Consider the following 12,966-nt stretch of genomic DNA (forward strand, 5'->3'; position numbering starts at 1 on the left):
TTTTATTAGCCACTCCCGAATTTGGATTATGATACTCCAAGCCAGTAATCAATTGACATTGCAAGAGTTCCTCAACCTTCCCCCAGGCGATGGAGATATCACCTACGAACTTGTTGATGGTCAAGCAATTCCGAAGATGTCACCTAAAAAATTCCACTCAAAATTGACTCGCGCCTTTATCCATTTGATTGAGGAATTGTGTGCTGGTAAAGGAGAAGTTTGTCCAGAATTGACTCTCGCATTAACTCATCGGGGTAAAGATTGGGGACCAACACCAGATCTAATATATATATCTAATGAACGTTTACCCGCCGATTGGGATGAGGAAGGAGCTTGTTCTGTTCCGCCTGATTTGGTAATTGAAATTATATCCCCCGGTCAAACCTTTGGACAAATGGCAGCCAAAGCCAAAAATTATTTAGATGCTCAAGTCTTGCGGGTGTGGGTGGTAGATAGCAAAGCCAGAAGCATTACTGTATTTTATCCTGATGCGGCGCCACAAACTTATATGGGAGATGAAATCATCACCGATTCTTTGTTTGAAGGGTGGGAGTTTACCGTTGAGCAGGTGTTTCAAAAGGCGAAAATTCCTTTATAGCGGTTCCTGTGTAGGACTTAGGACTTACGCATTGACAAATTAGATAAATAATGCACTAAGAGAAATTAGGAAAAAACAGGCGGTAGGTGGACGCAGCCATCGCTACGAACTTGTCTTGGTAACGAAAGTACTAGGGCGTGTTTTCAAAGTCTTATACAATACTACTAAAACGCTGACACATGTAGATTTCGCGTAGGGGCACGGCATTGCCGTGCCCCTACAGCTGGTATCATATCGTGTGGATTTAGGGGTATCTAAAAATTTATCCGGCTAAACAAATAGTTTGAAAACACGCCCTAGTCTGTGAATTTTGTTTTGAGGGATTTTTGGTAGTGTGAGCGTCTCGCTCACGCGGGCAAGATGCCCGCACTACAGTCGATCATTTTTATCTTGACTAGTCTGTCAATTTTGTTTTGAGGGATTTTTGGTAGTGTGAGCGTCTCGCTCACGCGGGCAAGATGCCCGCACTACAGTCCATCATTTTTATCTTGACAGAGTACTACTTGTCTTGGTAACGAAACTACTTGTCTTGGTAACGAAACCACTTGTCTTGGTAACGAAAGTAGTTGTCTTGGTAACGAAAGTACTTGTCTTGGTAACGAAAGTAGTTGTCTTGGTAACGAAAGTAGTTGTCTTGGTAACGAAAGTAGTTGTCTTGGTAACGAAAGTACTTGTCTTGGTAACGAAACTACTTGTCTTGGTAACGAAACCACTTGTCTTGGTAACGAAAGTACTTGTCTTGGTAACGAAACCACTTGTTTTCTTAACCTAGTTACTTGTTTTCTTAACCTAGTTACTTATTTTCTTAACCAATCGTTATGCACATAATAGCTAATTTGTACAGTGCGTAAGTCCTACTGTGTTGACTGAGGTAGAAGAACCCTAGCCATCATGCCATGCATTGTAGAAATCAGGGTAGGGCATGTTTTGGGCACATTTCCAGATGACATTGTAGTTAGCATTAAATTGCAAATAATCCTTTAAAGCTTTTACCGCTAAAAACCGCTGCTCATTACTTTGTAAGATTTTCCCTAAGCTTACTGCTGCCTGCCAACGGGTGAAATTATCCAAATACGGTGATTGCAGCAGTTGCACCAAAGTAGCGATCGCATTTTCATTGCCTGGGTCGATTTCCCCTAAGCTATATGCTGCGTCACTACGGGTGTCATCATCCACATCCTGTGATTGCAGCAGTTGCACCAAAGCAGTGATCGCATTTTCATTGCCTGTGCCGATTTCCCCTAAGCTTTTTGCTGCCTGCCTACGGGTGTCATCATCCACATCCTGTGATTGGAGCAGTTGCACCAAAGCAGCGATCGCATTTTCATTGCCTGTGCCGATTTTCTCTAAGATTACTGCTGCCTGCCTACGGGTGAAATTATCCACATCCTGTGATTGCAGCAGTTGCACCAAAGCAGCGATCGCATTTTTATTGCCTGGGTCGATTTTCCCTAAGCTTTCTGCTGCCAGCCTACGGGTGCGGTAATCCACATCCTGTGATTGCAGCAGTTGCTCCAAAGCAGTGATCGCATTTTCATTGCCTGGGTCGATTTTCCCTAAGCTTTCTGCTACCTGCCTACGGGTGTAATCATCCACATCCTGTGATTGCAGCAGTTGCTCCAAAGCAGCGATCGCATTTTCATTGTCTGGGTCGATTTTCCCTAAGCTTTCTGCTACCTGCCTACGGGTGTAATCATCCACATCCTGTGATTGCAGCAGTTGCACCAAAGCAGCGATCGCAAATTCATTGCCTGGGTCGATTTTCCCTAAGCTATATGCTGCCAGCCAACGGGTGTAATCATCCACATCCTGTGATTGCAGCAGTTGCTCCAAAGCAGCGATCGCATTTTCATTGCCTGGGTCGATTTTCCCTAAGCCATATGCTGGCAGCCTACGGGTGTCATCATCCACATCCTGTGATTGCAGCAGTTGCACCAAGGTAGCGATCGCTTTTGTGCGTTCTGTTTGTTGTAGTGCTGTTTCAGCTTCATTTACAATAACACCAAGAAACTTCACCCACTTGTGTTGATTAGTGTTGAAATAACCAAAGCGCCATTTCACAATTTGCTCGACTATTTCATCTGTTCGGGAACAATGTTTAAACTCGGCTATTCCCGCTGCTGCTAAAAAATAGGCGCGATAGTCATAAAAGCCTTTGTCTATATCTTCCCTATTCCATTCACCACACCCATCATTAAATTCCACCAACTCCCGAATAAACGCTTCTTTTTCCTCATTCCTCACATCTTCCCTTCCCAACCACAGCAAAATTACCTCTTTCCACTGCGGTGCAAAAATGCGATAAGTTCCTTGTTTTGGGTTATCGGGAATATGGTTAAGAAATTCGTGCCAATCTTTCACCGCTAACGCGGCAAAGTATTCCTGAAAGTTGGGATGATAGAAAGCGTAAACTTCTTCATCGCTTTGTGCTAATCTGTCTACTAAATTCAACCAACCAACATCACAAGCTAATTTAAACAGTTCCTCACCTATTTCTTGACGCGCTAAACGCCGCCGTAAGCGAAACCTACTACTACTGTTAATGCCTGCGAAAGCTAATTTGCTTAAAGCGCTGTGTAATTCATCTTTTAAATCATCAGAGTCACTCAAATCAGGAAATAATTCTGATTTCCAATCATAAAAATAACGGGTAAACCTTTGGTAAAGCGCTGCTTTAGTTTCTGGTAATTCTCCCTGACTATCCAAATCAAAAGTCTGACACAACAGCGCCAACCGCAGAGGATTTGTTACCAATTTACGAATATTGTCATGCCTATCTGCTTTTAATTTCGCCTGTAGTGTTTCCCCTTTTTGGCAATTCTTAGCACAGGTAAACCATTGCTGAATAAAGTCATAAATTTGTTCTGGTTGAAATTCTTGAGTTTTATAAGTATCAAATCCTGACAGTGTATTCTTAACTTGAGCATCCCACACATTTAACCGACAAGTTAACACCACCCGCGCCTGTCTCAAAGATTCTGTCAGTTGTTGATTAATTTTGGCTAATGCTTGCGTCGGTGAATTTTCCCCCATTTCATCGACGCCATCTAACAGTAGCCAAATTCGTAGTTTACCAAAACACTCAATTAATTGACGTTCAATTTCGGCTGGCGTAACAATAAAATCAGATTTAACGAATCTCAGTGCTTCCGGTAGCCATCGTTGAAGTAAATATTCTTCTATCGTTCTTCCCTGCAAGTTAGCAAGAGAAATATAGATAAATAAGTTTTGTGTTTGGTCTTTAATATAAGTAGCAATTGTGCTTAATAAAGTAGTCTTACCTGCTCCCGGTTCGCCGATGATGGCTATATGTTTATTGTTTCCCGTTGGTTGTTGTCCAATTACTTGATTGAGAAAGGCGTCATGTTCATAAGTTTTAACAATAACTTCTTCGGTTAACTCATAAACCTTTTCCCGTTCTCGTTGTTCATCTTGCTGGCGGCGTTGTTGCTGTTTGCGTTCCACCAACCCCAAGGGAACATAAACGTTAAGTTCAAAACCTCGTTCTGTAGCTTGGCGTCTCAGTCTTGCTGCTGCTTGCTGACTTTCTAGCATAGCGTTGCAAATTTGGCGCCAGTTAATCTCTGTTGTCTCTACCTCACTAACGTTAGCTGATGAATTCCACGCATCAAAGCCAACAATATCCTCTGGTTGCAAGTCGAGAACAGCAGCAATTAACTCAATAGCTTCTGTCCCAATTTTGTATCCCCATTGTGGGTTAAAAAGTCGCTTAACCTGATCAAGAGTTACATTTGCTTCTTTTCTGATGTTTTCATAGGTGTAACGTTTCTCACGCTTTTTCGCCTGGAGTTTTTTCAAACCTTCGTTACTACCAAGAAAACCTTTAGGTCTGCGCGTTGGGTTCATCAGTAGAGTTGTTTGGCGTAGTCATATTCTAAACCGGGCGAATGGAATTCGCGGCTACACAGACCAAACCCGCCTGCGCGGGTTATACCATTTTCATTATGAAACAAATACGTTGGTAGGGGCACGGCAATGCCCATAGGTGTCAACTTAAGCTACAGATGGCTTATTGCAAGGTTAACCTACCCACCTTGGAATGAATTCCAAGGCTAATAGCTAAAGTCTACTGAAGTAGACTCAAGATTTGGCGGGGGGTATTTAGTCATCTTCAGATGACTTTTGCTATTAGACTCCGAATTCATTCGGAGTCGGGACAAGGTTTCGCGTTAAGTTGACACCACTGGGCAATGCCGTGCCCCTACGCCACATATATATGTATCACGGTTTTGGTGAAATGGTATTACATCAAGTCAGCAAAGGCGGACTTTGTTTTTATAGCCGCGATTTCTCATCCCCAGGGCTGATATTTATAATTTAGCCATTCATGGAGCAATACAGTTCAGTTACAGCAGTTTTCAGGTATTTAGACCACACCTCGATATCTGTATTTCTTTCTTCCTTTGCGCCTTCTCTTCGAGACGCTCCGCGAATGCGCCTTCCCTACGGGACGCTGCGCGAATGCGTGAGATATAAAAATGTGGTTCATTTACCTGAAAATCGCTGTAAGGAAAATTGTCGTAGGGGCACGGCACGAATAAAATTGTCATTAGAAGAAAAAATTTTGGATGCCGTGCCCCTACAGTGTATATCATTCGAGCCTAACTGAACTGTATTGAGTCATGGAGGAAATTTTAGGGTGCAGATGGGTACTCGCATCAATTCGCATTGACTGGCTTCTAGTGGGTTATGGGTTGCTGCGGATATTTGTTAAGTAATCAGTTAGGAGTTTTAACAATGTCCACACGTCCATCTCAACAATTTGCTACTCTAGCCGTCAAAAAAATACTTTCAACAAAAAACCCGCGCAAAAAAATCATCACTTTCTTGCTAGTTGTGCAAATCTCCCTCCTGGGTATGCAAGCCAAAGACCGCATCCAGCAAGGCGACGCAGCAATTGAAGTGATGATTTGGCTACTTAACCAATGCTTCCCCGTTCTGGAACGCGCCAAGCAGCTAGAGGATGAGGAGAAAAAGGGCGATCGCAAGTAGCTCAGATCTTGCACCTTTACGCATAAACCATGAATCCACCAAAAATATGTGATGCATCTTACATTAAAAAAAATATAGTTTCAAGTCCTCTTATAGAGGACTTAAGCTATGAGACAGGGACTTGTAGTCCCTGGCGGACTGTGAGTCCAGCAAAAATTTATCAATACTTAGTGATTAAAGTCGTAGTAGGGGCACGGCATCCAAAATATTTTCAAATAGCAGACAATTTTATTCGTGCCGTGCCCCTACACTGTATACTGCCATCCCCCCTCCCATCATCGCTTGACCATAGACAGATACCAACTGATGGTCAGACATGGCATCATGTATCACAAATCACAAATCCGGGGAAGATATCACACCCCTTACTCTTGTTTAAAAGAAGTTACAGGTTTAATAGCTTTAGACTTCTCTGATACATGTATCCTGTATTTAATCACTCATAATTGAGTTATTAGACAGTGGTCTTCAATGAAGTTAAATGACTAATTTGAAGAAAACTGGCAACTTGATACACACTGATGGATTTTGATTTGCTTGAATAGCTATATTGATAGGACAAAAATTCACAACAGGTGATTATGGCTAGTAAGGTAATTGACGTTAGAGAATATACTGTCAGAGCGCACAAAAGAGAGATTCACACTCGTGTTTTCAACTTTGTCTGCAAGCAGTGCAATGAGACGACAAAACGCGAGACTTTCGGTCCTAGACCATTATATTGCGAGCAATGCCGCCCTCCGCAAGCACCTAAGAGATTGCAGGAGCAAAGCAAAAAGGCTAAACCTAGACCAATGACTTACAAAAGTATCAGTGATTTGGATTGATTAAGAAATTATGACAAAGGGACGTATAGAACCACCCCCTGACGCTTTCGTCAGGCCACTCGTCGAGTTACGAGACTACTATGCTCAGATTGTCGAAGAGTACCAACGCCTCTACACCCAGGCGCGATCGCAGCTGAATCATGTGGAAGCATTGTTATCTACTTGGTCAACATCAGATGCTAACAACCAACTAATAGCACATGATGTAACTCATGAAATCCGCACTCTACCTGAAGAGAGGCTTTTGTCTCTACCACCCCAGGAAGAAAAGCGTTTATCTGTTTCACATGATCAGATCGCTAATATCGATTTAGTGGAGTCTGTTGAATCTGAATTTGAAGACTCTGATAACTTAGAGCCAGATAATTCCCCAACTGCTGCTACACAAACAAAGGAGTATCAAGCTTTCACTACCTTCGACGAGAGTAACTATAACTCTATCAAAGGGGCTGATATTCCCATGCTGGCTGAGTTTCACCCGCTTAGTCGGATGGAAGCGATCAAACAGCTATTGCAAGAACATGTTGGTACTGTGTGCCATATAGATTTCATTGTGCGATCGCTTTATGGAGATTTACAACCCTATATCTTTAAGGTAGTTAAAGGTAGAGTCCAATCTTCTCTGACACAGGGTAGAGAAAGAAATGTTTGGTTTGCTATTCCTGACGAGCCTGGTTGTTATACTCTTGATTTAGCTTTGCTCAGGGCGAATGCTAACGGCTCTCCCAGGATTATCAGACCTAAAAAGAAAAAGCCTCTGATAATGCCTAAAACCAGGGTAGTACCAATGCTGAGAGAATTTGATGGTCAATTTTTAATTGATGCAATCACCTCTCTGTTAGAGGAAAATTCGGGGAAAGCTTTCACGGTCGCCGAAATCATCAGCGGACTTTATGGAGAACTCGATGCACAGGAGGTTCGAGAGGTCAAAAGTAAGGTGTTGAATGAGTTATCGAGAGGATATCGCACAGGAAGATTTTCTAGGGTTCCAGACAAAATTGGTGTTTATACCTGGGACTCAAATTTAATTGGTCAGAAAATCTCTGGGTGAATATTTTGTGGGGCGTCATTTGTCATTGGTCATTTGTCATTGGTCATTTGTCATTGGTCATTTGTCATTGGTCATTTGTCATTGGTTATTTGTCATTGGTTATTTGTCATTGGTTATTTGTCATTTGTCGCCCCATATCCCAATCCCCAATCCCTGGTCACTGAGCGGAGCCGTACCACTACGTGGAAGCAAGCTACGCGTAGCGTCCGCACCAGAAGTGCAATCCCCAATCCCTAGTCCCCATCTCGACTCAGCACTCTACCCACGCCAAAGTACGTTTAACCGCGTGTTGCCAATTAACAAACTGTTTCAATGCATTATCTCTCCTGTCACTAGGCTCAAACACGCGCTCAATCTGCCGTTGGCGCACTAGTGCTGCATAGCTATCCCAAAAACCCACAGATAGACCTGCTGCAAATGCTGCACCTTGCACGGTAGTATCACGCATCATCGGGCGTTCAATGGGAATACCTAAGACATCTGCTTGGAATTGCATGAGAAAATTATTCTCGCAAGCGCCACCATCTACTGTTAATCGCCCCACCGGCGTGCTGCTAGATGCATTAATCGCCTGTACTACTTCCAGAACCTGATAGGCGATCGCTTCGAGGACGGCGCGGACTAAATGCTGGGGTTTGACGTTAGCTGTTAAGCCAAAAAAGGCTCCCCTGGCGCTCATATCCCAGTATGGTGTACCCAACCCACTAAAGGCGGGGACAAAATATACTCCGCCATTATCTGTAACTTGATTCGCCATTGCTTCTGTTTCGCCAGCAGTTTTAATCAGTTTAAGTCCATCCCTTAGCCATTGGATACAAGCTCCACTGGTAAACATACTGCCTTCTAAAGCATAGCCGACTTCCATTGTCCCGCTGTGGTTTTGCGTCCAGGCGACGGTGGAAATGAGTTGATGTTGGGAACGGACAATTTCAGCACCAGTATGAGCGACTAAAAAGCTACCAGTGCCGTAGGTGCATTTCATCAAACCAGGGCGATCGCAGCCGTGACCAAACAACGCCGCTTGCTGGTCGCCCAAAATCGCGGTAATGGGAATGGTCGCCCCCAATAAAGCCGCGTCGGTGACGCCAAATAATCCCAAACTGGGCTGAATTTGCGGCAAAATTTCCGCCGGAATCTGGAACAGATCCAATAGGGTTTCATCCCATTCCCCCGTTTTGAGATTCATTAACATGGTGCGGCTGGCGTTGCTGTGGTCTGTAGCATGGATTTTGCGTCCTGTCAAGTTCCACAGCACCCAAGTATCAATTGTCCCAGCTAACAAGTTGGTGCGGTCAACATCAGGAAACTGATCTAATAGCCAGCTCAGTTTAGTAGCCGAAAAATAGGCATCAATCACCAATCCAGTGCGATCGTAAATCTCCGCAGCATAGCCTTGCTGTTGTAAATGCAGGCACAGGGGAGCAGTACGGCGGTCTTGCCAGACAATTGCCCGTTGGAGGGGTTTACCAGTGATTTTATCCCAAATTAGGCAAGTTTCGCGCTGCACAGTCAGCCCAATTGCCACAATTTCCCCAGGGAGAATTTGGGAATTAGCGATCGCCGTTTGCATCAAAGAGCAAGTATCTTGCCAAATTTCTACAGGATCATGTTCTAACCATCCTGGATGGGGATAATACTGAGTTAGTTCTTTGTAAGCGTGCCCCACAATCTGACCCTCTGCATTTAACACAAAGGCACGATTACCCGTTGTGCCCAAGTCCAAAGCCAGAATATAGCCCGATGATCCAATTGTACTGCCAAGTGTCTGCATAGCCGCTTTGAATACTGCGATCGCGATTTTACCAATTTAAGATAAAATCAGGATATAGCACTTCCTATTCAGATGAGGTACAAAATTGTATCACGCGATGTAGGGGCACGGCACTGCCGTGCCCTTACCGATGTACTCACTAGGGCGAGAAACGCTATATATATAAGACTCATATTTGATTTTTGAAATCCACGTAGGGCTAAGACAACCTAATCCAGCTTGTGGTGGGCATTGCCCACCCTACTACTAACTACTACTTAAGGTCAACAATCAACAATCAACCAATTTATATATTTTTCAAAATCATATGTTTTTTAGCATCAAAACTAATAAAACCTTCTTGTTGTAATTTACCTATCAAGCGTGTAATCGTAACTCTAGTAGTACAGCAAGCGCTAGCAATATCTTCATGAGTGAAGCGAACACTGAGACGAGTTCCTTCAAGCATAGGTTCACCAACTTCCTGCTTCAAAAGCTCCAAGAAATGCTGTAACCGGTCTTGTACCCTGCGTCTACCAGCAATGACTAATAAAGATTCTGTCTGCTGTAACCGCTGATTGAATTTTGGTAAAAGAATATGGCTCAGTATTGGAGAATTTGCTATTTCTGCTAAGTAAATTGACACTAATTCAACATCCGATATAGCTATAGCTTGGTAAATCTGTAAAGAGGTCATACTAGAGCTAAAAATCATACCTTTTGTTGCTAATCCAATCAGCACTTCTTCACCCATTTCACAAAATGTACTCAACTTAACTAAACCCTGACGAACATAGCAAATCACCAACGGATTGAGAACTATAATTTCTCCTTTAGAATATTTTTGTATAGGGCGATCCTGGCTAATATCAGTGTCGTTTTTTACTAAGACAGATTCCGCTCGTTGATACTCTGTAATGTCACGCATTAGCCAACGTATAGAAATAGTTTTTCCCTGTTGATTCCGCACAACTTTTACTGTCAAAGCTGCGTCAAAGATATCGCCATGACGTTCCTGTAAGCGTATAACTAACTCTCTAACCTTGTCTGATTGAGAAAGATCGATGAGTTCGCTACAAAAACGCTGACGTTCTTCTAAAGGGACGAAGTTAATCATGGATTTACCTAACAGAAAGTGCTTTGAAACTTTGAGCAACTGAGTCGCAGTCAGGTTAGCTTCTTCGATGATACCTTCGGAATTAGTTACTAAATAGCCATCGGGAGCAAACTCGAATAAATCATAATAACGCTGGCGTTGTGCTTCTAACCAATTTCGGGTTTGTATTAATTCTTCGTTTTCTTGATACAATTCCTCTGCTGCTAACTGTACCATCCTTGAGGTGGTATAGAGTTCCTTAAAAGCTTGCGGTAGCAGATCCGGTGGAATCCAAGGTAAGACACTAGCAGTTTGATACAAATCTGCTAATCGTGTATGCAATGTTTCTGCGCGTTGGATAAATTGTTCTATGTTCACCTTAAATCACCGCTACTTGCTTGCAGAAGTTAAGCAGAAAAGTCCAATATATATCTGAAATAAATTGCAGCGCTCCTTTAGCTACTAAGTGATATCTGCCAAAATAAAGTCTAAAACTGTACATTTATCCTGGGTGATTGCCAATTATTTAACTACTAAACTACTAGTATTCGATTCAATACTGCTCGGTTAACAATATTCGTAGATTGAGTTGAGGAACTTTATTTTTTAACCAAAACCTACGCAGTATTGGTATCCGATTAGTTCTATCACCAGGTAGTTACAACTCAATATATATGCTGAATCTAGATGTCGTCCGCAAATTAATAATATAGCAATGATATAGGGTTGATACTTCATTTACAGTCGCAGATAAATTGCCAGAAAACAGTTTGCAGCTTGTTGCTAAAAATTGCGTCTACCTTTGGTGATAAAAATCTTATAAATTAGTTAAATATAATGCACTAGTTGCTGACCTAAGATAATTGCGATTATTTAACAGCATAACTTCGCCAGCCTAGCCTAACTTCCACCGTAGGAATCAAGCCTCTAATACCACAGACATAGGATGAATTTTAAGTTGTTCTGTGAGCGTGAATACAGTTAGTTTGTTAATGTAATTTTTTATGCACTCTTTTTTTTATTTATCCAGAGTATTCTTTTTAAGACCTACTCTGGGGGCACAATAATAATCGTAGGGTGCGTGACGCAGCGATAAATATTGTAAGTAGTCACAAGACTTGTGGCGTCACGCACCATTCTTTAAATGTGACACTAGCGTAAGTCCTGATATTTAATCGCAACTGTTAACGGTTAACGGTTAGCAGTTACTCCCAAGACAAATATGCTCATAGCGTTGACCGGCTATATCCCAGGTAAATTCCGTTTCTACTAATTGTCTACCATTAGCAGACAATTGAGAGCGTAGTTGTGGGTTATCAAATAGTTGACTAATAGCCGTGATATACTCGGTGGGGACATTTGCTCGTAATGCGCGTAGCGATGTTCCCGCACCATCTACGGCTAGTCCTTCTAAACCGCGATTGCTTGCTACTACTGGCACACCAGCTGCCATTGCCTCTAAAGTTTTATTTTTAATCCCAAAACCAGTTCGTAGCGGGACTACACAAACAGTAGATTGATGTAGATATTCTACCATAGAAGGTACAGAACCAGTGACAACTACTCCAGGAATATTTTTCAGTTCTAAAACTTCTGGTGTTGGTCTAGCACCGACAATACTAAATGTAGCATCAGGATAAAGCTTTTGCAGTTCTGGCAATACTTCTAAAGCAAAAAAACGAGCTGCATCAATGTTATGAGATGCATCCATTGCTCCGACAAATATTAACTGATGTCCGCCTATATCTTGTGAACGATAGGGAAATAATTCTAAATCTACACCATTAGGAATTACTTGAATATCAATGTCAGGACGAAGTTTGAGAAATTCTTGGCGGTCGTCCTCTGTGGTGACGACAATCTGGGAAAATTTAGTGCAATACCGCTTTTCGTAACGGGCTAAGACCAACTCCAAATACAGGCGATCGCGTAGCGGATTCTGTGAAGCGTCCATTTCTAGATGGTCACGAGTCCAACCATAAACCGAACTGTGTACATCAACAACCGTATTCATATTGTGGCGATATTCTGGTCTTATATATATTTCATTCACACTATGTTCACAGGTAATCACATCACACTTTTTCGCCTGAACATAACTATCCACTACCGCTTGAATTTCTGGAGAATAGCGATGCAAAACGTTTGGTGGCGTTGCTTTCATGACTGATTCCATAAAGCGCCCTACTTTTGGCAATAATCCTCTCATACCACCTTGATTTTGGGGTTCTGCTGGTAAAGGTAACGCTATCATTTCACTGACATATTTACGTAATTCCTCTAATTCAGCATTTGATACGTCTTTGTTATATTGAGTAATTAAAATTATCGAATGTTTCTGCTGGAGGTATTTGAGCAAATTAAAAGTTCTAATTTCCGTGCCACCGCGACTAGGTGGATAGGGAAAAGTTGACGATATCATGAGTATTCGCATAATATAATTTATTTACTCCTTTTTGTAGATGATAGTTTTTTATTTTTATAACCTATAGACCCAATTGCCAAATTTTAGTTCACTCTCTAGAAAGTGGCAAGGCTATATAGTAGAAACATGAGACTTAATTTATAATTAATACCAATTCAAAAAATCTTGGCAACACATCGATAATCTGTAGGGGCGCAAGGCGTAGA

The 12,966-nt window shown here is 42.2% G+C and carries 10 protein-coding genes; 6 read left to right on the forward strand and 4 right to left on the reverse strand.

Annotation, left to right across the window (positions count from 1 at the left end; all coding sequences use genetic code 11):
* Positions 1 to 28 precede the first annotated feature (28 nt).
* Both HEQ19_19285 and HEQ19_19290 read left to right on the forward strand, forming a co-directional pair.
* The gene (locus HEQ19_19285) at positions 29 to 598 is read left to right on the forward strand and encodes a Uma2 family endonuclease (protein WYM01321.1); all 570 of its coding nucleotides are present in this window, start codon (positions 29 to 31) and stop codon (positions 596 to 598) included.
* A 508-nt stretch (positions 599 to 1,106) separates the two neighbouring features.
* Entirely contained in the window at positions 1,107 to 1,370 is a 264-nt protein-coding gene (locus HEQ19_19290) for a hypothetical protein (protein WYM01322.1), read from the forward strand.
* 110 nt (positions 1,371 to 1,480) lie between these two features.
* Here HEQ19_19290 and HEQ19_19295 read toward each other — a convergent pair whose 3' ends face one another.
* Complete coding sequence (locus HEQ19_19295; GenBank protein ID WYM03506.2) at positions 1,481 to 4,465, reverse strand: HEAT repeat domain-containing protein; 2,985 nt, start codon at positions 4,463 to 4,465, stop codon at positions 1,481 to 1,483.
* Positions 4,466 to 5,356: 891 nt separating this feature from the next.
* On the opposite strand from HEQ19_19295, the gene HEQ19_19300 reads away from it, so the two are divergent.
* The 4 genes from HEQ19_19300 (at position 5,357) to HEQ19_19315 (ending at position 7,653) form a co-directional block, all read left to right on the forward strand.
* Positions 5,357 to 5,611, forward strand: a complete 255-nt coding sequence (locus tag HEQ19_19300) for a hypothetical protein (GenBank protein ID WYM03507.2) — start codon at positions 5,357 to 5,359, stop codon at positions 5,609 to 5,611.
* A 581-nt stretch (positions 5,612 to 6,192) separates the two neighbouring features.
* Positions 6,193 to 6,438 (forward strand): hypothetical protein, encoded by a 246-nt coding sequence (locus HEQ19_19305; GenBank protein ID WYM01323.1) that lies wholly within the window; start codon positions 6,193 to 6,195, stop codon positions 6,436 to 6,438.
* A gap of 10 nt (positions 6,439 to 6,448) precedes the next feature.
* Complete coding sequence (locus HEQ19_19310; GenBank protein WYM01324.1) at positions 6,449 to 7,489, forward strand: hypothetical protein; 1,041 nt, start codon at positions 6,449 to 6,451, stop codon at positions 7,487 to 7,489.
* The gene (locus HEQ19_19315) at positions 7,486 to 7,653 is read left to right on the forward strand and encodes a hypothetical protein (GenBank protein ID WYL98124.1); all 168 of its coding nucleotides are present in this window, start codon (positions 7,486 to 7,488) and stop codon (positions 7,651 to 7,653) included. The genes HEQ19_19310 and HEQ19_19315 overlap by 4 nt, the downstream gene beginning before the upstream one ends.
* 86 nt (positions 7,654 to 7,739) lie before the next feature.
* On the opposite strand, the gene glpK is transcribed toward HEQ19_19315, so the two are convergent.
* From glpK to HEQ19_19330, 3 genes are all read right to left on the reverse strand, one after another.
* A complete protein-coding gene (glpK, locus tag HEQ19_19320; GenBank protein ID WYM01325.1) occupies positions 7,740 to 9,260 on the reverse strand; it encodes a glycerol kinase GlpK in 1,521 nt (506 codons plus the stop codon).
* Positions 9,261 to 9,546: 286 nt separating this feature from the next.
* The gene (locus HEQ19_19325; protein WYM01326.1) at positions 9,547 to 10,713 is read right to left on the reverse strand and encodes a PAS domain-containing protein; all 1,167 of its coding nucleotides are present in this window, start codon (positions 10,711 to 10,713) and stop codon (positions 9,547 to 9,549) included.
* Between the two features lie 820 nt (positions 10,714 to 11,533).
* Positions 11,534 to 12,769: a glycosyltransferase family 4 protein gene (locus tag HEQ19_19330; protein ID WYM01327.1), complete on the reverse strand. Its 1,236-nt coding sequence runs from the start codon at positions 12,767 to 12,769 to the stop codon at positions 11,534 to 11,536.
* Positions 12,770 to 12,966 lie beyond the last annotated feature (197 nt).

The sequence above is a fragment of the Gloeotrichia echinulata CP02 genome (genome assembly GCA_038087035.1).
Classification (GTDB): Bacteria; Cyanobacteriota; Cyanobacteriia; order Cyanobacteriales; family Nostocaceae; genus Gloeotrichia; species Gloeotrichia echinulata.

What these genes read in the sequence shown, in the direction of transcription:
- HEQ19_19285 (WYM01321.1), top strand. Translation starts at nt 29, where the DNA reads ATGATACTCCAAGCCAGTAATCAATTGACATTGCAAGAGTTCCTCAAC.
- HEQ19_19295 (WYM03506.2), bottom strand. Translation starts at nt 4,465, where the DNA reads ATGAACCCAACGCGCAGACCTAAAGGTTTTCTTGGTAGTAACGAAGGT.
- HEQ19_19300 (WYM03507.2), top strand. Translation starts at nt 5,357, where the DNA reads ATGTCCACACGTCCATCTCAACAATTTGCTACTCTAGCCGTCAAAAAA.
- HEQ19_19305 (WYM01323.1), top strand. Translation starts at nt 6,193, where the DNA reads ATGGCTAGTAAGGTAATTGACGTTAGAGAATATACTGTCAGAGCGCAC.
- HEQ19_19310 (WYM01324.1), top strand. Translation starts at nt 6,449, where the DNA reads ATGACAAAGGGACGTATAGAACCACCCCCTGACGCTTTCGTCAGGCCA.
- glpK (WYM01325.1), bottom strand. Translation starts at nt 9,260, where the DNA reads ATGCAGACACTTGGCAGTACAATTGGATCATCGGGCTATATTCTGGCT.
- HEQ19_19330 (WYM01327.1), bottom strand. Translation starts at nt 12,769, where the DNA reads ATGCGAATACTCATGATATCGTCAACTTTTCCCTATCCACCTAGTCGC.